The organism is Cohnella sp. CFH 77786, assembly GCF_019400745.1.
In the GTDB taxonomy this organism is placed as follows: Bacteria; Bacillota; Bacilli; order Paenibacillales; family Paenibacillaceae; genus Cohnella.
Genome location: NZ_WJIB01000003.1, coordinates 372415 through 394928, shown reverse-complemented (window position 1 = coordinate 394928; position 22514 = coordinate 372415). Strand labels below are relative to the sequence as shown.

Genomic DNA, 22514 nt, shown 5'->3' with positions numbered 1-22514 from the left:
ATTTGTTTATATGTACAGCCTTGTTAATCCAGGAAGCTGAATAACCCCCCTGCTTGAACAACGAATGTCGTGACCGACTCCGGCGGCATCACATAGCTCTCCAGCTTGTTCACCTCCTTCACCAGCGCGAGATTGGATTTCTCCGACGTCTCGTAAATCTTCGTCTTCTTCCCCTTCAACTGACGAAACGCAACCGGCTTCTCCTGAGGGGTTGGGTTGATGGCGACGATAACGGTTTGATCCTCTTTCGGACTGACATAGGCGGATACGAGGATATCGCCGTCTTCGCTTTCCGCTTGGATCCGGTGATCGCCCGGTTTGACGAATTTGGAGTAGTTTCCGAAGCTCCACATCCGTTTGGCCGCGCCGAACTGCCGGGTTGACTCGCGAACATAGACGAGACCGTCGCGGTAATCCCCCTTGGCTACCGCCAGCCACTGTTCCCATACGGATACATTTAATATGGTCATGTCCTCATGAATCGTTCTCGCCAGTACCAAAGCGGCGTCCATGCTCGCGGCGTTGCCGTTCTTCATCTCGCACCATTCGGTCTGATACAGCGGAACCATGCGATCAAACTGCGAGAAGTAGGACGCCGCAATCTTCTTGTCGTTCTCGCTGGACCAATAAGAATGCACTGCATAAGCATCGATATGCTTCGAGAGGACCTCGTCGTTCATGATCCTCTTGTACATGGTCAACGTATAGTTCGGATCGTTCCACGCTCCCGATTCGGCGATGAGAAGCTTGACGGGGAGATTCCTCTTCTCCAGCTCCAACGCGACTTTCCTGGACAAGCTGATCACTTGCTCCGGCTCATAATGGCAGCCTTCCTGACCGCCCTTCCAATCCCATTGCGGTTCATTGATCGGGCTTACGTATTTGACCGGCACGCCTTCCTTTACGAACAGCTCGGCGATATCGACGAGATACTTGGCGAACGCTTCTTCATTCTCCGGCGGCAGGTTGGATTTCCCCGTTCTTTCGCCGGAGGAATAGCCCGATTTGGTAAGCCTTGCCGGAGGACTGTTCGCGAACAATTCAATCGTCGCTCCGCGTTTGGCCGCTTCTTTCATGGCACGGATGGCGTTTTTGTCCCGGTTCAAATCATAGACACCGGGAGATACTTCAAGCGTCTCCGCACTGCGCCAGGGATCCTCCGCGATGATCGGCTTGCCGGCTCCGATGTTATATCTGTAAATATTGAGCCCAATGCCTTTCTTGTCGTCATACAACAAATCCATGATTTCGCCGAGATTATCCCATCCGCCGACGTCCTGGGCCCACCATGCGCCGGATGCTCCAAAACCCTCGATTTTTTGATGCACGGCATCATAATCAAGCTTTATATTTTTCCCCACGAAATCATCCCCTGTATGACTTTGCTCCGACACAGGGCGGAGCGGATTCGAATATAGCGCGAAGATCACTCCGCAGACGATCAACAAGATGATCGCCGGAAGATGGGGTTTCCGTATCACTCGCATAGGCCACTTCTTTTCATCATGGATTTTGAATGCGCTTCCAGGATGACCTCGAATTTTGAAACCCCTTTCATGAAATGGGTTTCATTTTGGCGAATAGAAGACGAATAACCGATCGAGGCCGGCCGGATTCCATCGCGAGACTGCATGTAACTGTCGAACCCAGTCGATGAAATCCCTTTCATGAAATGGGTTTCATAAACGGTAAAAAATAATAACGTATCCTATCGTGTTGTCCGGTCAGGTTGCCTTGTAAGGGCTTACATTCCCATTCTATCCTCGGCAAGCTTGTCCTGTCAATATTAAGATTGCATGTGCATGGGAGGCAGCGTCAACACAACCCCGTTCGATCGCGAAATTCTTGCGGGGTCATGTTCGTAAAAGCCTTAAATAGCTTAATAAAATGCGGCACTGCCTGGTATCCGATGATTTGAGCGATCTCGTATATTTTTTTGTCGGTGCTGCGCAGCAAATACGAGGCCAATTCCATCCGATATCTCAGAATATAATCGCTCAAACCGTTTCCCGTTTCTGCCCAGTATGCTCTCGACAAGGGGGATGAAGGCCGATATGCGCCGCGATCGTCCGAAGCGATAAATGATCGTTCATGTTCTCCTCGATGAATTTATGCACCTTGTCGACTAAACCGGTCTGCTTATCGGTGGAACCTTCCGACTGCTCTAAGACTTCGGAGCATGAAGAAGGCCCACTTCTCTAATTGCTTAAGCGAAGGAGCCGCGGACATGAGACCGAAGGAGGACGTTTCTTGTGTGCCATATACTGATAGGTGCCCGCAATGGCGAAATACGCTTCGTTGGCATGCTCGGGAGGATAGTTGACGCTATTCACGCAAGAAGGGATAGACGAGCAAAATCGGCAACGCCCCGATAAAAATTTTGACGAATTCGTCGAAGTACTCGATCGGTTTTTCGCCGTAAATGATTTTGAGATAGCTTTCCGTAGCGAGTTTCTTCAGCAGTTCGCCTTTGGATTTCATCGTCGGCGTCATGGGACCGGTAAAATAGTTTTCCCCTTCGCTTCGGCTTATTAGCTGTTGATATGATTTTTTACATCTTTTTCACTTTAACAGCCCCCCCTATGCTGCGAGGGGTTGCATAAATCAGTATAAGGCACTTCGCACACGCTATTAACCAACTGTCCCAACGTCAGCAAATTCCGACTTAGCTGCGGGTGTAAATTGAGGCTGCCCAGTGACCCAAGCAATTGCCTCCCGGCAAGCCGCAAACACCATTGTGACCAAGAACTATGCCGCCGAATTATACGAATGTACGTTCGCTATTCCCATAGTGCTTATGCTATAATTGGAATGCAATAGAATAGGCTTGCAAGGGCGGTCGGCTACCTCTCGGAAGGGAGGGATGCCCGTGACAGTGTTCGAAGCACTTATGATTATGCTTACCTTTGGTATGCTAGTCGCAGCGATCCTGTCCCAAAAACGGAAATAGACCGCCCTCGGTCAAAGGTCGCGGTCTATTTCTGATCGTGTGAACCATTGAAGCCTACCGCCCTTAAAAGCGGCTATTGCGCGGGGGAGTCGGCTGCAACCGGCTCCCTTTGCATATTGCTCAATTCGTGGTTCCAGTATACCACAGAGAAGAAAAGAAAATAACCCTTTTGTGGATGTGGACGGTTAACGAATTGCTGCCTGGTAAGTGACAATAGCCGATCAAATAAAACCGTTGGTTTGCGGGATGAGATAATAAAGGGAGAATCGAAGATATCGAATCCCGCCCGAATCAGTTATTCGCTCAGGCGGGATTGAAGGGCATATGAGATTCAAATGGAATCAGTCGATCATTCCAAGCTGACGCAGCATACGAATGAATACGATCGCCGCCTGCGCGCGTGTCGTTTCACCCTTGGGATTGAAAGTATCCTCGCTTGTGCCTGTCATGATCCGATATTTCACCATCAAGCGAACATCCTCCCGATAGGACGCGTCTACTCTTGCGATATCCATGTAACCGTCCAAGCTCACCGTTTCCTTGGTAATCGGCGCCTCTTGAACGACCATCGCAGCGGCCAGCATGCTCGCCATCTCCTCACGCGTTAGCGGTTGATCGGGCTTGAAGCGGTTGCCGCTCGCGAAATCTAGCAGTCCAAGCTCCTTAGCTGCTCCCACGGCCCCAAAATACCACGCGTCTGGACGGACATCTTCATAAGGCGCCGCGCTGCCAACATTTGCGGCACTCCGCCCCAAAGCCCGGACGAGCATGGCGGCAAACTCCGCCCGTGTCACAGCTTTGTCAGGATTGTACCTTCCGCTGCCAACTCCTTCCACAAGGCCTTTCGCCGCGGCCTGCTCGACCCATGACTTCGCCCAATGCTTTTGCACATCGGTGAAGCTCGCTGCATAGTCCACCACAACGTACACGCTGTTAGAATAAGAGCTAATCATTACGTACCGTACGCCGTCGATCTGTACACTCTTGGCGGGAACGAACTCCATTTTCTTCGTCGTTTCGTTATATCGGAACGCGCCCCAATGCGCCGGCATGCTCGTTATATCCTTCGGCAACGGAATAACCCTTGTCAGCATCTGGCTGAATCGATCTGCCGTACCTATCGTTTGACCCGTCTTGGCGTTCAGAATATCGATGTGAAAATCGACCATCGCGCCCATCGCTTTGCCGTTCGGCAAGCCGTTCGCAAACGCGGCTTGAAGCTCCTTGTCGGCGGACTTGTCGGTCAAGACGATCTTGAAGCTGATCTCCTCGGCTTTGAGGTTGTTCTTCGCAAGCCATTCCTTCCACCCCGGGATCAGCGACGCCAGATTGACCGGGACTTGATAGCTCCCGTATGGTTTCTGATTTCAATGAGAAAGGCAGCGTTTTTGCCTTCGAGGCTCGTCAGAATGCTCGCCGGTATGCTGACCACGGCCGCTCCGTCCCTGGGCACAACGTCAAGGGTGACGGATGGCTTGGAAGTGTCGATGTCAGCCGGGTCAAGCGGCGTACCGCCCAAATCGATGACCGGCCTCGAAGCGAAAGGTGCTGAAGTGTCATCACTTCGCGGTAACGATGGCTGCGGAGCAGCGTCTACCGTGACTGTGCGCGTTACCTCTACGGCCGTATTTCCCGCCAGATCGGATACGTTATACCGCAAGGTGTACGTTCCGGGCGCTTTTGCATTCACCGCTACCGGGCCTGCGACTCCTGAACCTCCGGTATCCGTTGCCGTTGCTCCTTCTTCCGTATACGTACCGCCCGCCGTCATATGCATGCTGGACGAACCGATGAGCGTAATCACCGGAGCCGTATTGTCCAGCCGGAAACGGTTCGACACCTTGTCCCCAATATTGCCTGCAGTATCCCCCGCCCGAATGTGCAAGTACCAATCCCCGTCAACCGCGCTTTGCTTCAGCGTCGCTCCGCTCGCAAACGATGTCCAGCCCGATGTCGGGACACCTGTATCGGTCGTCCACGCATACGCCAAAGTTGAAGCGTCTACACCGTTGATGCTGTCCGCAACCGTTACGGTCGTCGATGCCGACTGCGCCCAGCTCTCGCTGCCGTTCGTTCCGAAGCCGACGGACGGCGGAGTCGCATCAACGGTAAAAGCTAACGGTGTCGCGGCGATTGCAGGATGATTGGTATCCTCGGCCGATATGTTCAAGGTGTAGATCCCACTGCTTAATCCGGCAATAGGGATCGTACGGCCGATCGACTGTTCGCTGCCATCGGCATACACGCTGTACGTGACGCTTGTAACGGTGGCGTTCGAGCTATCCTTAACGACATAATTGACGGTGACTTGATCCCCGATGCTTCCGTCGCGAACGGTCCCCGTCACCGTTATCTCGTCTTGGCCGGAAGACAAGTTATACATCGTCGCCGCGAGCGGAACGGCAGCAAGCTCGGGCTTATACGCAAGCAGATACGGATAGGTCTCCCCTTCGCGGATGCCCCAGACATTGGTAAAGTCCAGGCCAGTATAGGTGCTCTGGAATTTCATTTCGGCAGTCGTTTTCCCGATTCCTGTCGAGCTGACGGATTGGCCGGACGCTTCCGTGTTCCAATAGGAGTTAACGCTGGTGCCGTAAACGTTAATAGCCACCAAGCCCCCGAGAGTGCCGGAGCCGGTTACACGACCTGTCGCATACGAGTTTGCGATCTTGCTTATTGAGCCAATCCCCCCCACCCGTACACCACCATCGTTCATACCCACCAGGCCGCCAACAACATCCCCCCCCGTTACATCGCCGGTCGCATACGAATTTTGGATGGTGGATCCGCCATAGTTCCTACCCGCCAAGCCGCCGACATCCTGATTTCCGCTTACGCTGCCGGTCGCATACGAGTTTTCGATGAGTCCTATATTCGAACCTACCAGGCCGCCGACTTCTTGGTTCCCGTTTACAGTGCTGATCGCATACGAGTTTTGAACGGTTCCGCCACCATCAATTTCACCCGCCAAGCCCCCGACATAGGTATCGCCGCTAGCACTGCCTGTCGCATACGAGTCCAGAATGGTTCCGCCAGAGTGGTTGCCTATCAATACTCCGACATAATTAAGCCCGTTAACGCTGCCTGTCGAATACGAATGTTGGATGGTGCTTCCGAAATTGTTCACACCCGCCAAGCCGCCGACAAAGTCATGACCTGACACATTGACATCAAGCAGACGGATGTCTGTTAAATTAGCGTTGTAGATGTAACCAAACAGCCCGACGTAATCCTGTGATGAACGGTTGATCGTCAAGTTCCGGATCTCATATCCGTTCCCGTCCAGCGTGCCGATAAAGGGATTGTTGATGGTGCCGATCGGCATCCACCCTCCGCCGTCGCCATAGTCGTAGCCGGCCAAATCGATGTCGGCCCCCAGCTTGTAGTGCGCCGACATGTTGTTGCGGATATCGGACAAATCCTGAACCGTCAGGATGGTGTACGGATCTGCCGATGTCCCGCCGCCACTCATCGACGCGTGGACTTTCATCGTCCAGACGGACATCGATAACGTCTGAATAACGAGCATAAGCATCAGAATGAAACTTATCGTTTTTTTCATCCTTCGGTGTTCCTCTCCAATCAAATCTGCTTCCTCCACATGGAAATTATATCAACACTTCTTACGTGGAAATCTTAATGGAATCTTAACGGATTCGACATCATCGTCATTGAAAAATAGATGAGCCTACCGCAAGATTTGCGATAGGCCCTGCTTTTGTTCCCTTTAATGAATGATGCACGAAGTGCGCCTTATTAATCCATCCATCCAAGCGTGTGCAGTGTCCTGATCAAGACGACCGCCGCTTGTGCGCGTGTCGTTGCCCCCTTAGGATCGAATGTTTTCGCTCCTGTACCTGCCATGATTTTAAGCTTGATCATCAGGCGAATGTTCTCCAGATAGGCAGCATCTGCTCTTTCAATATCCTTGTACCCGCTCAAGCTTGCGAAATCATTGGATACCGGCATTTTTTCGAGTTGAATCACCGCGGCCAGCATACTTGCCATTTCTTCCCGAGTGATGGGTTGATCGGGCTTGAATCGGTTGCCGCTCGCGAAATCCAGCAGTCCAAGCTCCTTCGCTGCTCCCACGGCTCCAAAATACCACGCGTCTGGACGGACATCTTCATACGGCACCGCACTGCCGACGTAGGCGGCACCCCGTCCCAAAGCCCGGACGAGCATGGCGGCAAATTCCGCTCGGGTCACGGCTTTGTCAGGGTTATACCTTCCGCCGCCAACCCCTTCCACAAGACCTTTCGCTGCCGCCATCTCGACCCACGACTTCGCCCAATGCTTCTGCACATCGGTAAAGCTCAGCGCATTTTCCGCCACAACGTACACGCTGTTGGAATAGGAGCTAATCATCACGTACCAGACGCCGTCGATCTTGACATGAGTGGCTGGGATGAACTCAAACTTCTTCATCGTTTCGTTATACCGGAACGCGCCCCATTGCGCCGGCATTTCGGTCATGCTCATCGGCAGCGGAATAACTCTTGTGAGCGCTTGGCTGAACCGATCAGCTATTCCGATCGATTGCCCTGTCTTCGCGTTGATGATCTCGATATGAAAATCGACGATCGCGCCCAGCACCTTGCCGTCCGGCAAGCCGCTCTCCAGCGCCGCTTGCATGTTCTCGTCGCCGGACTTGTCGGTCAACGAAATCTTGAAGCTGATGTCTTCGGCTTTCAGGTTGTTCTTAGCTAGTAAGCCTTCTAGCCCTGGAATCAAGGATGCCAGGTTCACCGGGACGCGATAGTTGCCGTACGGCGTCTTGATCTCGATAATGAAAGTAGCGTTCTTGCCTTCAAAGGTCGTTAAAATGCTGGCAGGCAGGCTCACGTAAGCTACGCCATCCTTTGGCGTCACCTCAAGCGTGACGGACGGCTTCGTCGTGTCTATTTTATCCGTATTAAGCGCTACACCGTTCTGGTCGATGACCGGATTGGTGACGGTGGGCGTTGAGTCTCTATCCCTGTTTATATTTGTAGGCGTCGTATCGCTTACCGTTACCGCAAGCGTCTGTGCCGCTCCGGCGCTGAACGTGAACGTCAAGGTTGCTGTGCCGACCGGCCGTGCCGCCAAGTACGCTTTCTTGATCGTTACCGTGCTTCCCGTTACGGTATAGTCCGTTCCCGACACTAAAGGCGTCGCGCCGTTGGATATGCTTGTCAGCGTGTTGCCGTTCAGCGTCAACGTCGTCGATACATCCGCGTTTGCCACCGTTCCGGCAAATTTGTCAAAATTGCCCGTCGTAGGGCTAATCGTGCTGTTCGGCGTTGTATCGCTCACCGCAATCGCTAGCGTTTGCGGCGTTCCGGCGCTGAACGCGAATGTCAAGGTTGTTGTGCCGACCGGCTGTGCCGCCAAGTACGCCTTCTTGATCGTTACCGTATTGCCCGATACGGTATAATCCGTACCCGGCGCAAGGGTCGTCAGGCCGTCGGAAATGCTGGCAAGCGTATTGTAATGCAGCGTCAACGCGGTCGTTACATCCGTATTCGCGGTCGCTCCGGCGTATTTGTCGAAGCTTGCGCTTGCCGGACTGATCGTGTTGTCAGGCAAAACGATAAATGAATAGGCGGCGGCTACTCCTGCCGGAGCTCCAACCTCCTGCGCCTCTAACGCTACTGCATAAATCACATGTTCGCCGGGCGTTAATGACGTTACGGTTCCCGTCCAATCGCCTGCCGTCGAAGTTGCGGGACTCCAATTCCCATCCGTACTGTCCAACTGGAAATAGACAGCCTGTACCACCGATGCGTTCGGGCTGTAGCCGTTGTAAACCGCGAACGTAACGGTGGCTTCCGTACCGTAGGCGACATCGCCGACAAGCGGCGTAATCGTTACAGACAGCGGATTCGTTGTACGCCCGGCGCCGTCAATGACGGTCACGTTGGCGCTGCTATTATTGGAGACATAGATTTTGTTCGTCACCGGATTCACCGCGACTGCCCAAGGAGCGGTTCCCGCACCTACCGTCGTCGTCGCGTTGCTCGCGCCGTCAATGACCGTCACGTCGTTGCTGCCATAATTGGCGACATAGATTTTGTTCGTCACCGGATTTACCGCGACAGCCCAAGGACCGGATCCCGCCGCTACCGTCGTCGTCGTGTTGCTCTCGCCGTCAATGACCGTCACGTTGGCGCTCACACGATTGGCGACATAGATTTTATTCGTCACCGGATTCACAGCGATTGCATCAGGAAACCTTCCCGCCGCTACCGTCGTCGTCGTGTTGCTCTCGCCGTCAATGACCGTCACGTTGGCGCTGCCACTGGCGCTGCCACGATTGGCGACATAGATTTTGTTCGTCACCGGATTCACAGCGACTGCTAGAGGACTCGTTCCCGCCCCTACCGTCGTCGTCGTGTTGCTCGCGCCGTCAATGACTGTCACGTTGTAGCCGTTTTGATTGGCGACATAGATTTTGTTCGTCACCGGATTCACCGCGACTGCCGCAGGATTCGTTCCCGCCCCCACCGTCGTCGTCGCGTTGCTCGCGCCGTCAATGACCGTCACGTCGTTGCTGCCATAATTGGCGACATAGATTTTGTTCGTCACCGGATTCACAGCGACTGCCAACGGATAGATCCCCGCCGCCGCTACCGTCGTGGTCGTGTTGCTCGCGCCGTCAATGACTGTCACGTTGTAGCCGTTTTGATTGGCGACATAGATTTTGTTCGTCACCGGATTCACAGCGACTGCCGCAGGACTCGTTCCCACCCCTACCGTCATCGTCGCATTGCTCGCACCGTCAATGACCGTCACGCTATTACTGTCACGATTGGCGACATAGATTTTGTTCGTCACCGGATTCACCGCGACTGCACGAGGAATCGTTCCCGCCCCTACCGTCGTCGTCGCGTTGCTCGCGCCGTCAATGACCGTCACGTTATTACTGCCGCGATTGGCGACATAGATTTTGTTCGTCACCGGATTCACCGAGATTGCCTCAGGAGCCGTTCCCGCCGATACTGTCGTCGTCGTATTGCTTGCGCCGTCTATGACCGTCACGTTGGCGCTGCCATTATTGGCGACATAGATTTTGTTCGTGACCGGGTTCACAGCGACTGCCCGAGGATTCGATCCCGCGTTTACCGTCGTCGTCGCATTGCTCGCGCCGTCTATGACCGTCACGTTGTCGCTGCCACTATTGGCGACATAGATTTTGTTCGTGACCGGGTTCACAGCGACTGCCCGAGGATTCGATCCCGCGTTTACCGTCATCTTCCCGTTGCTCGCGCCGTCAATGACCGTCACGTTGTCGCTATCAAAATTGGCGACATAGATTTTGTTCGCCACCGGATTCACCGAGATTGCCACAGGACTGTCTCCCGCTGTTACCGTCGTCGTCGCGTTGGTCGCGCCGTCAATGACCGTCACGTTGTCGCTGTCGTAATTGGAGACATAGATTTTGTTCGTCACCGGATTCACCGCGACTGCCCAAGGACCGGTTCCCGCACCTACCGTCGTCGTCGTGTTGCTCGCGCCGTCAATGACCGTCACATTGGCGCTGCCATAATTGGCGACATAGATTTTGTTCGTCACCGGATTCACCGCGACTGTCCGAGGATTCGTTCCCACCGATACCGTCGTCGTCGTGTTGCTCGCGCCGTCAATGATCGTCACGTCGTTGCTGCCATAATTGGCGACATAGATTTTGTTCGTCACCGGATTCACCGCGACTGTCCGAGGATTGGTTCCCGCGGTTACCGTCGTCGTCGCGTTTCTCGCGCCGTCTATGACCGTCACGTTATTGCTATTACGATTGGCGACATAGATTTTGTTCGTCACCGGATTCACCGCAACTGCCTCAGGAGTCGTCCCCGCCGCCACGGCATTCAATCTCGTATCTGCCGAAGCCGGTTGCGCTGCCGGAAGCAAAGTCGGAAACAGCAGTGCGAAAGCAATCATCATGCGAATTAGCGCCGCAACCCGTTGCTCGCGTTGGAGCTTCCAGCCCCTGCGTTCCTTTTTGGTAGAATTCAAGCTTGCTATCGATTCATTTGTCACCAGCATCGATTCCCCACATCTCCCCAGATTTCTCCTTCATATATGAAAAAATTATACCAACCGCTCTTTTGCGGAAGTCTTAATGAAATCTTAATAGATTCGACCTATCCGCAAATCGCGGTGGAATATATCATGATCCTCGACGGCGACCAAGTCCGAATGCTCTGCGGCCACGGCGGTTGAACTTCGGGCTTCTCCCGTGATTAGCGCCATTTCGCCCAGACTGTCTCCCTCCATCAAGAAGGCAAGCGGCTGTCTGGCATCATTTTTTTGGGAGTAAAACTCGATTTTCCCTTTTTCGTTAAGATACATCGATTCGCCGTGATCGCCTTGTTCGAACAAGGTATCGCCTGAAGCAAGCTGCAACTTATCCAACTTTCCCAACAGTTTTGCCAGTTCGATATTAGATAAGCCATGGAACATCTTCATTCTCGTGATTTTCATTCGATAATTATCAACACTTCTTTCGTGGAAATCTTAATGAAATCTTAACGATTCGACATCATCGCCGTTCAAATGACAAGAATCGCGGCCCGTGCTATGATCGAGCTATACTAATATTTGGGCGGTGACGACAATCAATAATGGAACGAATTCTCGTCGTCGATGACGATCCGCAAATCCGAGAACTGATCCGCACCCATATCGAACAATCGGGAATGCATGCACTTGAAGCCGAGTCCGGACGACAAGCGATTGATCGGCTGGAGTCGGAGCATGTGGATGTCATCATTCTTGATCTCATGATGGATGACCAGAGCGGGTTCGAGGTGCTGCGCTACTTGAACAATCGCAGATTAGACACTCTCACGATCGTGGTCAGCGCAAGAAGACAGGAACAAGATAAGATCTTGACGCTTGGACTCGGGGCCGACGATTATATGACGAAGCCCTTTAGTCCCATGGAGTTAATGGCCCGCATTCAAGCCGTTCTGCGCAGACGGTATCCGAAATCCAGTCACGCTTCCGTCGTCATTCGTCTGAACCCTATGATTCTGGATGTCGATAATTACACGCTGCTTATTCATAACGAGAAGATTTCCTTAACTTTCGTAGAGTGCGATCTGATGCAGCTCTTCATGCGCAATCCCGATCAGGTGATGACGAAGCTCGAAATCTATCAACAAGTTTGGCAACATGAACGTTATGACGATAATAACTTAAGCGTTTTTATGAGTCGGTTACGCAAACTGTTGGAACGGGCTCAGTCATCGTGGGAAATACAAACGGTTCGCGGCGTTGGATACCGGTTAACAGGAGTTGGCTTATGAAATTACGAACCAAGCTTTGGCTATTGCTTGTGCTTAGCGCCGCGATGAGTATGGTGGTTTTCGGATTTACGTCAGTCTGGATCGGGAAGGCAGCGAATAAAGGATACGCGCTGTTTCAGTTAAATCCGCTCGCGCAATCCATTGTGGACTCGATACAGGAACAGCCTAAATTGGACATAGACGTACTGAAGCAAACCTTGGATCGGGCGCACGCAGATCACCCCGCCATTCGATTGGTGTGGCTTGACGATAAAGGACAGTCCATCTATGATACGGCGGGACTCAATCCGACATTTACATTCCATGACTTGGCGATGCTCATGCAGAATATGCCCAAGAGCTACTTATCTGGAGAAGACATCCGTATCCTTACGCCAGCAGCCAAGGACGGACAGTCGTATTTCTTGCTCCTGAGCATTCCGGCCTCCGCGATGAAGCAAGGCGAGATGTATTTTTTCGTTCGCAAGCTGTCATCGTTGTTAACGCTGGTTGTTCCGCTGATTCTATCGTTTTCCATACCTTTCTTGCTGGCCTTATGGTTTTTCTCTGTCATCAATAGAAGAATACGCAAGTTAAACAAGGCGTTGAATCAACTGAGTATCCAGAGCGATTCTCCCGTTGTCGAATTGAAGGATTCATCCAAAGACGAGCTTGGCCAGCTTACGCAGCATTATAATTCCATGGCGCATCGGATCCGAGCTCAATTCGCGGAAATTCAACAGTTCGAGAGCAAGCGCAAGCTCCTGCTATCCAATCTGTCGCATGATCTGCGAACTCCTCTGACCACGATGCTCGGTTATGCGGAAATGATTCGTACCGGAAATTATCAAGACCAGCAAGAGCTTCAAGCCAGAGCCAAAATCATCCTTCAACGTTGCAGGTATATGGATAAGCTGCTGGATCAAATGCTGGACATCTCCCGCCAAGATGCGGACGGTATGGCCATCCATCTGGAAAATCACAATTTATCCGAGCTCATTCGCAAAATTGCGGCTGAATATATCATGATATTCGATGGAGAACCCTTTCAGTTTGATGTCGAGGTCCCGGATGAGGATATTTATCTCTCTATGGATGCGCCTCTTATGGAAAGGGCATTAAGAAATCTTCTTGATAATGCGATCCGTTATGGGAAGGATGGACGATATCTCGGCATCCAGCTGACAGCGGATGAACAATCCGTAAACGTAATTGTGAAGGACAAGGGCAAAGGGATTCCTCCGGAACATCAAGCGCAAATATTCGAGCGCTTTTACCGGGTGGATCGCGGAAGAAAGGGAGAAGGATTGGGGATTGGTCTGGCCATTGTCAAGGACATCGCCGAAGCCCACCAGGGCAGCATTGAGATGAACAGTACGCCGAACGTGGAAACGGCGTTTCGGATCAAGCTGCCTCATCTCATAAGGGCATCGTAACCTATCCTTTGCATCCAAAATATGATGTGCCTAGAGTCATCTAAAGGGGTGAGCCGATGGCAGTCGTAAAAGCCAGGAACAGTGATATTGACATGTTGGCAAGGTTGCTTAGAGCCGAAGCTGAAGGTGAAGGCGAATTGGGGATGCTCCTTGCTGGCAATGTCGGCATTAATCGAATAAGAGCGAATTGCTCCGACTTCAAAGGAATCCGGACCATTCCCCAAAATGATCAACCAGCCGCATGCGTTTGAAGCTCTGCTTCACGGGATGTTTTACCAAAAGGCTAAAGACAAAGTACGCCGTCTGGCACGGCGGGCCGTGAATGGGGAGCGTCATTGGCCGGCCAAATTCTCCCTCTGGTATTTTCGTCCGGGAACGGCCGCGGCTCCTCAGCCATGTCCCCCGAACTGGTATAATCAGCCGATCGTAGGACGATACAAGCTTCACTGTTTTTATGAGCCGACCGTAAAAGAATGCGAAAATGTATATAACGTTTTTTAAGCAATAAATGAGCAAAGTACTCTTCCAAATTTTTGTTTATCCTCGATCACTAGACTAATCCATACGTTGTTTCCTTTTGCTAACTCGCCTGTTACGCTCTTCATGGAAGGCAGCAGATCCGACATCATGATCTTTCCTCCCGGGAATGCGATAGAAGACTCCATGATCATATTCAAAATGCAATCGCTTGTTCTGCAACTCCATCTAAGTTCAAATAGGCAATCGCTGACATCATGCATAACCTCCTTCTTGTGATAACTGTAGTATAATGAATAAAAGGTGACAGCTATCCGTCACTTTTCTGAGACAGCGTCGAGAAAAATGAGGTAAACATATGGACAAGGTCGAGAGGTTGATTTCGATCATCGTAAAGAGAAGGTTCGTTTCGTTTGATTATATCGACAAAAACGGCACCGTGACGAATCGAATCGTCGAGCCTTACGGACTTCATTTCAGCGAATCGAGTTGGTACTTGAAAGGCTTCTGTCTGGATCGTCAGGGATATCGAACGTTTAAATTGTCCCGGATCGATCATCTGACGGTGGGGGAAAGAACATTTACCCCTAGAGATGATTGGCCGGAACAAGTACACGAAGCCAGTTATCAACCGCAGCTTGTCACGATTAAGGCATTGATTTCGCCTAGCATTAAAGATCACTTCATGGAGAGGTACGGTCGAAAGAGTATTGAAACCGATGGTGCTGAATGGTTATTAGCAACCCTTCATGTTCCTCACAACAGTACGGGCTTTCAGTTTCTGGCAAGCTTCGGCACCCAACTGAAAATCGTAGAGCCCCAAACTTATGTGGATGACTTTCGAAAATATTTATATAACATGATGGAGAACTATTCGTAGAGTGTTCGATTGCCGGTGCCGTAGATGATGCCCGCGTTGTGCAGTTGCTCGAAATACGGCTTCGCCCAGCTGTTCGACGTATCCGAGAAGGAATTCGTCGCAGCCGAAATCATATGGTATCCCGGATGCGACCTATTTCACATGGATGACCATGTCATTTGCTTGTCAGCCGATATTGAATCCGTCTCTGAAACGGCGTTGCGGCGTCCGGGCCAGAAACTCCACTTGCCGAGGATCAGCGTTATGGCCGGTACGAGCAATGGGCGCACAACGAACGTATCGAGCAAAATTCCGAGCGCAGTTATGACTCCCATTTGCAGCATCAACTGAACCGGCATCGTGATCAGAACGGCGAAAGTCCCCGCAAGAATGAGGCCAGCTGATGTAATGACGGATCCCGTCTCCCCCACCCCTTCCCAGACCGCTTGTTTCAACGGCAAACGCTTGCTCTTCTGCCATATGGAGGATATCACGAAAATGTTGTAATCCTCGCCCAGCGCGATCAAAAATACAAACGAATAAAGCGGTATCGTGCCTTGAATCACGTCCATGCCCATAATGTAGTGCAAGACGACCCACCCTAATCCCAACGCTGACAAATACGAGAGTAATACGGTTAGAATAAGGTAAGTTGCCGCGACCAAAGAACGCAGATACACGACCAGGAGAGTTGCGATCACGAGAATGATCAGCGGCAAAATGCTGCTCATATCCCGTATGTTAGTTTCTTTCGTGTCATATTGCTCCGCTGTCTCTCCGGAAATCCAAACGTGTTTCGCAGCGTTCGTGTCGCCAGACTGACTCAACACGCCTTCTACCGTTTGGCGAAGTTCCGGAATGAGATTCATCGCGTCCGTCGAATAAGGATTCAGGGAAAGGGAAACGTCATATGCCAGGATTGCAGGGTTCATCTTCCCTGCCTGCGGCTCGGATACTTGTGTCACGTAAGGAAGCGAGGCCAAGGTCCGGGCAACGTCCCGATTCTCGCCTTCGGTATCCACGATCACTTTAACGGGAGCGAGTTCGCCGGGCGAGAATTGCTCGCCGATGACGGAGAATCCTTCGATGGATGCCATCGTTTTGGGAAACATGGCAAGCTTATCGAACGTGAACTTAACCTGAGTCGAGAATACGGCAAATCCGCCAAGCACCAAGCAGGTCAGGACCATAATCAGCCAAGGCCGACGTACGACAAGGGAACCAATATAATTGCGCGAGGGCTTGTTTGAAGCCGGGGTCGGTTGTCCGTTACGCTTGGCTCGTTCGGCCAGCATGCCCGGTGTCCTCGGAATGAACGGCCAGAATGAAGCGCGTCCCATAATGGCGAGCAAAGCCGGAACAAGCGTCAAGCTGGCCAGGACCATAATGAAGATCGAAATACCAAACGGTGCGGCGAGCAGTCGGAACGAACCGTACTCCGCAACGATCATCGTAAGGAGCGAGAGAATGACGGTTAACCCGCTCATCGCGATCGCGCCTGACGATCCGGTAATGGCGCCGCGAAGTGCCTTGCCTCTATCCGGTTCGATCATGAGCAGTTGACGGAACCGGTAAATGAGGAACAAGCAATAATCCGTACCGGCGCCGAACAATAATACCGTCATGATATTGGTTCCTTGCTTTTCCACCGTGATCATGCCGCTGTGAACCATCCAGCCCAAAATCGGACTGATGACGAAGTAAGCGATTCCTACGGCAACCAGCGGGGTTATGGCCAGAATCGGCGAGCGGTAAATGAGCAGCAGCAGCACGAGCACAAGAAGTACGGTTCCGAGGAGCAACGTTTTGTCGGCCTGTCCGAATACTCCGGTCGCGTCGATCTGTATGCCGACCTGACCGGTAACTCTTGCGTTCAAGTCGGCCGGAGAATCGATGGCGACGGCGAACAGATCGGTACCGAATAGGACGGTTGCTTCTTCTTTCGCTTGATCTACGCCTTCCTTCCACTCATTCGATTGTGCTCCTTTCCTGAAGAATACCGGCGTGACGATGGTGCTGCCGTCCTCCGACAGCTTCGTTTTCAAAGCTTGAAGCGGCATTTGATGCAAGGGCGGTACGGATGTCTGATACGGTACGGGATGTGTCGATAATCTTTCGGTAAATTGTTGGATGCGCCGCAGATCGGTATCGGTCAGTCCTCCTTGGCGGTGCCACACGAACAGGGCAAGAGCCTCTTCCGCATTCGGATATTCTCTCTTTACTAATTCAAGTGCTTGCACGGATGGCCTGTCGACAGCCAATGGGGGAGCATTATTCACGACTTCCTTGCTAATGGACGGAGCCACCGCGCTTAACAGCCCTGCTGCGATTAACCAAGTAAGCAATGTAACCCATCTAGAAGTGGGGCCAGCCACCCATCTATCGATTCCAATTCGATCCTTCATGCCTGATTCTCCTTTTTTCGTTCCTTGCCTTTCGTCATGATCTTGGAAAGATAATAAAGAGAACAAAGACACCGGACATTCCATAAAGAACCATTACAATGATTCGAAACCGACGAGTCCGATTCTCATCATCACGCGCAACCAGATGCAGCGATACTCCGGACGCGATAAGGAATAGAAGGACACTTAACACCATTCAACCGCTTTGCTCCACAGATTGTTGTTTTGCTTCCATGAGCGCATCGGTCCTCCGAATGAGGGACACCGTTCCAATAAACAACAATAGAGCGAGTACCGGATGAAGAGCAGATAAGTATCCAATTCCAGACGGCAATTCGGCGCTGACCGCTATTAAAATGATGATGCCGAACAACCCCGCACTGCGCAGTCGAAGAGAAAGCGGCAGCCGAGCGATGAAAGAAATGACGAGGATCAGGATCGAAACCACGATCAGCACCCTGGCAAAACCCGTGTGGCTGGCCCACTGGGCCGAATCCCAAAATATTGCGAGACCGGCAAGAAACACCTGGATCATAATACATACGGCAAAAATCCTTACCATCGCCTTAAACACCAACGATAGAATACTCATTTTTAATCCTCGCTTTCGTTAAATTCAGATTTTACAGTCAGTGTAAACAATAAATGTCGAGAACTTATGCATATCCTCCACTTATTGTGTGGACTTCTTCAAGAGCATGATGAATCACGGTATAATTTTCGGTAAGTCGTATATTCGAGCGCTGGAAGCAGACGAAACCGGAAAGATGGGATGGATTGGAATGGAACCGAAACTGTTGCTCGTTGAGGACGAACCGGGCATGCTGGAGGAAATGCACACCTATCTGCAACGTGAAGGGTTTCGGGTATTAATCGCCTGTACCGGTAGAGAAGCGCTCACGATTGCCCGATCTGAACGGCCTGATCTTGTCGTGCTCGATTGGATGCTCCCCGAGAAAAGCGGCATTGACGTATGCCGTGAATTAAGGCAAACCTCGCAATGCGGCATTATCATGGTTACGGCCAGATCGGATGAAGCGGATAAAATCGTAGGTCTGGAAATCGGTGCGGACGATTACTTGACGAAGCCGTTCAGCTTGCGCGAGCTCGCTTCGCGGCTTCGAGCCTTACTTCGCCGCATGCGCGGTCCTGAAGACAGGTCGATGTTCCTGGAAAGAGACAACCTGATCATTTCCGAGGCCAAATGTCAGGTATTCAAGGACGGCCAGGAGATCCAACTGACACCGACGGAATTCAAAATTTTGTACACGTTGGCCGCGCGTCCCGGAATCGTTTTCAGCCGCCTGCAATTATTAAGAGCCGCACTCGAGGACGAATATATGGGATACGAAAGAACGATGGATTCCCATATCCGCAATCTTCGCCGCAAGCTGGGAGAAGATCCGACCAGTCCGCGTTATATTCAAACGGTATACGGCTTCGGTTACCGATTTGGAGAACAATCATGAAGCTGACGGTCCGCATGAAAATATTCGCCTGTATGGGACTGCTCGTGCTCATTGTAAGTATGACATTCGCTCTTACAACACAAGTTTACTCCAGCAACCTGATCGATCAATTTCAAAGGGAACACATCGATGCCCGCTATTTGAGTGCCGAGCCCGAAGAGCAAATCGAAATGTTTAAATCTTTTTTCCTTGACAATATGCGGGCGAACGCACTGCTCAATGTCACGCACGGCGTACGCTTGTTCTCTTTTATTGCGATCGGGTTGGTCTTCAGTTTTTGGATATCGGGGGTGCTGACCCACCCGCTCAAAAAGCTGATAGCCGCAATAGAGCGCGTGTCGCAGGGAGACCTGAACGTCAAAGTACCTGTATACTCGAAAGATGAGTATGGGAAGGTCGCTCAAACTTTCAACGAGATGACGCTTCGCCTTCAGGAAGCGGAGGACGCCCGCAAGCGGTTGGTCGCTGATGTCGCTCATGAGCTTCGAACTCCGCTGTCGATCATGCAGCTTAAATTGGAAAATGCCCAACAGACCGTTCCATACGTCCCTCCGGAAATGCTGCTGAGACTCCATGACGAAGTTATCCGCCTAGGCTTGCTCGTGGAAGATCTTCATGTCTTATCGTTGGCTGAGGCGGGCCGTTTGGCATTGGATCGCAAACCGCTCGATCTATCGTCAAGACTGGAGCAAATCGTTGATGATGTGAAGATGGAGGCTGAGGAGAACGGACTGGAGTTACGCTTCTATTCGAACACGAAGCCGGTAATGGTGATGGCCGACACGAGACGGATCACGCAGGTGTTCATCAATTTGCTGACGAATGCAATCCGCTACACGCCGGGAGGTGGTAAGATTTCGGTTGAAATCGAGGAGCAAGTCGTCGACCGGGGCTCGATTTATGCCAAGGTCTCCGTAACGGACACCGGCATCGGGATCCCCGAAGAAGATCTTGCCCATCTATTCGATCGGTTTTACCGCGTGGAAGAAGCCCGTTCGCGGCATTCAGGCGGATCGGGGCTCGGACTGTCCATTGCGCATCACTTCGTCAAAGCCCACGGAGGATTCATCCGCGTCCGGAGCAAGCCGGGTACCGGTACGTGCTTTAGCGTTTATTTACCTTAGAGCAAAGAAGGTCTCTCTGATGATCAATCGTACCGTATTAATTACTGGGGCAAATACGGGAATCGGAAGAGCGACGGCGGAAGCGCTGGCAACAAAGGGAGCCTCCCTTATTCTCGCCTGTCGCAATACGGGGAAGGGGGAAGCGGTTCGGCGGGAAATCGCCAAACAGAGCGGAAACGAGCGCCTGGAAGTCATGGAGCTGGATCTGGCTTCCTTCACTTCCATTCGCAAGTTCGCGGAATCCGTCAACAAGAAGTATGATCGACTGCATGTTCTGATCAACAATGCCGGCACGATGGCGAACAAGCGAACCGAAACGGAGGACGGGTTGGAACTGACGATTGGCGTCAATCACTTCGGCACGTTTCTGCTAACCGGTTTATTGACGGGACTGCTGAAAGAAAGCGGCAACGCCCGTATCGTGACGGTAAGCTCGATCGCGCACCGGTTTAGCCGCATTCGCCTCGATGATCTGCACAGTAAACGCCGCTACTTGCCCAGTCTAGCCTATGGGCAATCCAAGCTAGCCAACCTATTGTTCAATTATGAACTATCACGCCGGCTAAACGGTACCGGCGTTACGGCCAACTGTCTGCATCCCGGTTTTGTGAATACGCCATTTACGCAGCAACTGACCGGTTTGGAAAAATGGGTGAACTCGATGTTAAACCCCCTTTTGATTCCTGTGGACAAAGGTGCGGCAACAAGCGTCTATCTCGCCTCCTCTCCTGAAGTGGAGGGGGTTACAGGAAAATATTTTGCTCGCTGCCGAGAAGCGCGCGCTTCCAAAACCGCCTATGATGCCTCATTAGCCCGCCGTCTGTGGGAGATCAGCGAGGAAACGACAGGTTTGCCTACCACTCTATAACCTCTGGATATTCCACCGGTTCTTCGATATTATCCGTATGCGTATTGTACCTTATTGCGGCTGCATGAACTTCTTTGCGCAACTGGAGATATTCCTCGCCGTGTTCGGCGAGCCTTTTGGCCATGATCGGGATATTCTTTATTTAGTTGCATTCCGATCATCTTTGTTGTCATCAATTTCACATCATATCAGAGGGTCTTAGGTATGCATTAAAAACGTCTCTCCAACAAATAGTAGAAGAGACGCGCTTAATATGACTCTATATTTAGAAGTTGTCGTCATGGTGAGCGCCTCCTTCGTTTTGGGATATGTTCTTGGTTGAACGGTTCCCAGTATAACAAGGGGCGTTTTTGTTTTAAAAGGGCAATTTACTTCATTATAGGAATGAGTCCTTTATGGAACTATTGATCAGTCCTCCACTTGCCTCTATGTTACTCTACTACGTTGTAGAAATAGCTGTTTTTGTAAAACATGTTCTCTGTGTGTCGAATACCGTAGCTTTTACCCCACGTGCTATTAGCTACGTTCGTAGTCATGCTGACAACAGAATACCCGTCGTACCATACACCTTTTTTAAGTTTGAAAGAATCAGATGTGGACGATACTTTATAGTTATCCAGGAAAGTTTGAGCGGTATCGTCTGCCGAAATAATCATAAACTTAAAGTGTGTAGGTACCCAGAACATTAATCCGGAGTTATCGGGTTTATAGACAGAAGACATCTCAGGGTCTGCGTAACCTCGGGCAACTACCTTGTTTTTCTTAACCCAAGATACATAATCAGCTACCATCTTTTTTGTTTGATCAATATAAAAAGCATTCATGTTTCTAACCCCGGATGAACTGTCAAGAAGTACTTGAATAAGCTTATCAGCATCTACGGTCCTATAGTCGATATTTAATTGAGCTTCGTAGTACTTACGTATTTTGCTACTCAGAACGTCAGCTGTTTCTTTGAAAAAAGCAACGTCTTCGTTTTTCGGCTCGAGGAAGTAACGGCTCGGTTTAGCTCCGTAAAAATCATAAAACTTGGCACTTTCGAGGTCCGTTAGTTTCATCCAGTTAGCATCGTAGTTCTTACTATACTCACGCCCCCAGGGGTCAAGCTTTACTTCGCCAGCATCAATTTTTGTCTGATACTTTGCATCCGTAACTTTGACCGCATGAGCGCCGTCGTCCCACTCGACAGTAGAACCAAGGACTTCGCTGACGAATCGCAGAGGTACCATCGTACGGCCATCCGTGAATTCAGCGGCAGTATCGAGTTCAGTAACTTGTCCGTTTACCATAACGATTTGAGAACCGACAGACATCTGGATCGTTTTGCCTTCATAATTGATTATCGCAGACTGAGTACCTGCTTCCCATTTGACATTGGCACCGAGCATCTCACTCACAAAGCGAACAGGAACCATCGTTCGGCCATCCGTATTGATATACGGTTCGGTATCAGGGAATCTTACTTTTTGGCCGTTGACGATTACAGGAATGATACGCAGATCCTTCCCGGGATCTGCATGAGCGAGTTCTTCGTGGAGCCCAAAGGCAATGGAAACGACCACTATTGCCGATAACATTTTCGCGAACATTAAACATCGTCTCCTTTGCTTTCAACCGATTTAAGCCGAGAGTTGATACCATTTGATTTCGATAGAGC

20 protein-coding genes and 1 pseudogene are annotated in these 22514 nt (G+C 51.2%); 8 read left to right on the top strand and 13 right to left on the bottom strand.

Annotation, left to right across the window (positions count from 1 at the left end; all coding sequences use genetic code 11):
• Positions 1 to 23 precede the first annotated feature (23 nt).
• From GE107_RS06890 to GE107_RS06880, 3 genes are all read right to left on the bottom strand, one after another.
• Positions 24 to 1361, bottom strand: a complete 1338-nt coding sequence (locus GE107_RS06890; protein ID WP_219638925.1) for a glycoside hydrolase family 30 protein — start codon at positions 1359 to 1361, stop codon at positions 24 to 26.
• A gap of 454 nt (positions 1362 to 1815) precedes the next feature.
• A complete protein-coding gene (locus GE107_RS27050; protein ID WP_370636285.1) occupies positions 1816 to 2037 on the bottom strand; it encodes a helix-turn-helix transcriptional regulator in 222 nt (73 codons plus the stop codon).
• A 288-nt stretch (positions 2038 to 2325) separates the two neighbouring features.
• Positions 2326 to 2481, bottom strand: a complete 156-nt coding sequence (locus GE107_RS06880) for a hypothetical protein (RefSeq protein WP_219638923.1) — start codon at positions 2479 to 2481, stop codon at positions 2326 to 2328.
• A gap of 382 nt (positions 2482 to 2863) precedes the next feature.
• Between GE107_RS06880 and GE107_RS27045 the strand changes: the two genes are divergently transcribed.
• Positions 2864 to 2950 carry a putative holin-like toxin gene (locus GE107_RS27045; RefSeq protein ID WP_370636295.1) on the top strand — a complete coding sequence of 29 codons (87 nt, stop codon included), beginning with the start codon at positions 2864 to 2866 and terminating at the stop codon, positions 2948 to 2950.
• Positions 2951 to 3291: 341 nt separating this feature from the next.
• On the opposite strand, the gene GE107_RS06870 is transcribed toward GE107_RS27045, so the two are convergent.
• The 4 genes from GE107_RS06870 to GE107_RS06855 all read right to left on the bottom strand — a co-directional run bounded on the left by GE107_RS06870 (position 3292) and on the right by GE107_RS06855 (position 11413).
• The gene (locus tag GE107_RS06870; protein ID WP_219638921.1) at positions 3292 to 4197 is read right to left on the bottom strand and encodes an S-layer homology domain-containing protein; all 906 of its coding nucleotides are present in this window, start codon (positions 4195 to 4197) and stop codon (positions 3292 to 3294) included.
• A gap of 68 nt (positions 4198 to 4265) precedes the next feature.
• Positions 4266 to 6512: a GLUG motif-containing protein gene (locus tag GE107_RS06865; RefSeq protein ID WP_219638920.1), complete on the bottom strand. Its 2247-nt coding sequence runs from the start codon at positions 6510 to 6512 to the stop codon at positions 4266 to 4268.
• A gap of 194 nt (positions 6513 to 6706) precedes the next feature.
• Positions 6707 to 10873 carry a X2-like carbohydrate binding domain-containing protein gene (locus GE107_RS06860; RefSeq protein ID WP_219638919.1) on the bottom strand — a complete coding sequence of 1389 codons (4167 nt, stop codon included), beginning with the start codon at positions 10871 to 10873 and terminating at the stop codon, positions 6707 to 6709.
• Positions 10874 to 11059: 186 nt separating this feature from the next.
• Positions 11060 to 11413 (bottom strand): cyclic nucleotide-binding domain-containing protein, encoded by a 354-nt coding sequence (locus GE107_RS06855; RefSeq protein WP_219638918.1) that lies wholly within the window; start codon positions 11411 to 11413, stop codon positions 11060 to 11062.
• A gap of 140 nt (positions 11414 to 11553) precedes the next feature.
• On the opposite strand from GE107_RS06855, the gene GE107_RS06850 reads away from it, so the two are divergent.
• The 3 genes and pseudogenes from GE107_RS06850 to GE107_RS06840 all read left to right on the top strand — a co-directional run bounded on the left by GE107_RS06850 (position 11554) and on the right by GE107_RS06840 (position 14156).
• A complete protein-coding gene (locus tag GE107_RS06850) occupies positions 11554 to 12240 on the top strand; it encodes a response regulator transcription factor (protein WP_219638917.1) in 687 nt (228 codons plus the stop codon).
• The gene (locus GE107_RS06845) at positions 12237 to 13655 is read left to right on the top strand and encodes a sensor histidine kinase (RefSeq protein WP_219638916.1); all 1419 of its coding nucleotides are present in this window, start codon (positions 12237 to 12239) and stop codon (positions 13653 to 13655) included. The genes GE107_RS06850 and GE107_RS06845 overlap by 4 nt, the downstream gene beginning before the upstream one ends.
• Positions 13656 to 13711: 56 nt before the next feature.
• A pseudogene (locus GE107_RS06840) lies at positions 13712 to 14156 on the top strand (cell wall hydrolase).
• On the opposite strand, the gene GE107_RS27040 reads toward GE107_RS06840, so the two are convergent.
• Positions 14153 to 14284 carry a hypothetical protein gene (locus tag GE107_RS27040; RefSeq protein ID WP_370636284.1) on the bottom strand — a complete coding sequence of 44 codons (132 nt, stop codon included), beginning with the start codon at positions 14282 to 14284 and terminating at the stop codon, positions 14153 to 14155. The pseudogene GE107_RS06840 and the gene GE107_RS27040 sit on opposite strands and share 4 nt — an antisense overlap.
• A 206-nt stretch (positions 14285 to 14490) precedes the next feature.
• On the opposite strand from GE107_RS27040, the gene GE107_RS06830 reads away from it, so the two are divergent.
• Entirely contained in the window at positions 14491 to 15012 is a 522-nt protein-coding gene (locus tag GE107_RS06830; RefSeq protein ID WP_219638915.1) for a WYL domain-containing protein, read from the top strand.
• Here the strand turns inward: GE107_RS06830 and GE107_RS06825 are convergent.
• The 3 genes from GE107_RS06825 to GE107_RS06815 all read right to left on the bottom strand — a co-directional run bounded on the left by GE107_RS06825 (position 15003) and on the right by GE107_RS06815 (position 17988).
• On the bottom strand, positions 15003 to 15125 hold the full coding sequence (locus GE107_RS06825; protein ID WP_219638914.1) for an S-layer homology domain-containing protein: 123 nt from the start codon (positions 15123 to 15125) through the stop codon (positions 15003 to 15005). The two genes, GE107_RS06830 and GE107_RS06825, sit on opposite strands and share 10 nt — an antisense overlap.
• A 24-nt stretch (positions 15126 to 15149) precedes the next feature.
• On the bottom strand, positions 15150 to 17396 hold the full coding sequence (locus GE107_RS06820; RefSeq protein WP_219638913.1) for an MMPL family transporter: 2247 nt from the start codon (positions 17394 to 17396) through the stop codon (positions 15150 to 15152).
• A 196-nt stretch (positions 17397 to 17592) separates the two neighbouring features.
• On the bottom strand, positions 17593 to 17988 hold the full coding sequence (locus GE107_RS06815) for a DUF6220 domain-containing protein (RefSeq protein ID WP_219638912.1): 396 nt from the start codon (positions 17986 to 17988) through the stop codon (positions 17593 to 17595).
• A gap of 190 nt (positions 17989 to 18178) precedes the next feature.
• On the opposite strand from GE107_RS06815, the gene GE107_RS06810 reads away from it, so the two are divergent.
• From GE107_RS06810 to GE107_RS06800, 3 genes are read left to right on the top strand one after another with little or no spacing between them, the layout of a single operon-like run.
• Entirely contained in the window at positions 18179 to 18865 is a 687-nt protein-coding gene (locus tag GE107_RS06810; protein WP_219638911.1) for a response regulator transcription factor, read from the top strand.
• A gap of 32 nt (positions 18866 to 18897) precedes the next feature.
• Complete coding sequence (locus tag GE107_RS06805) at positions 18898 to 19989, top strand: sensor histidine kinase (RefSeq protein ID WP_255570271.1); 1092 nt, start codon at positions 18898 to 18900, stop codon at positions 19987 to 19989.
• 19 nt (positions 19990 to 20008) lie between these two features.
• Entirely contained in the window at positions 20009 to 20857 is an 849-nt protein-coding gene (locus GE107_RS06800) for an SDR family oxidoreductase (RefSeq protein WP_219638909.1), read from the top strand.
• Here GE107_RS06800 and GE107_RS27390 read toward each other — a convergent pair.
• Positions 20844 to 20981: a DUF6904 family protein gene (locus tag GE107_RS27390; RefSeq protein ID WP_483298235.1), complete on the bottom strand. Its 138-nt coding sequence runs from the start codon at positions 20979 to 20981 to the stop codon at positions 20844 to 20846. The genes GE107_RS06800 and GE107_RS27390 overlap by 14 nt on opposite strands.
• A 307-nt stretch (positions 20982 to 21288) precedes the next feature.
• Positions 21289 to 22446, bottom strand: a complete 1158-nt coding sequence (locus GE107_RS06795; protein ID WP_219638908.1) for a stalk domain-containing protein — start codon at positions 22444 to 22446, stop codon at positions 21289 to 21291.
• Between the last annotated feature and the right edge of the window lie 68 nt (positions 22447 to 22514).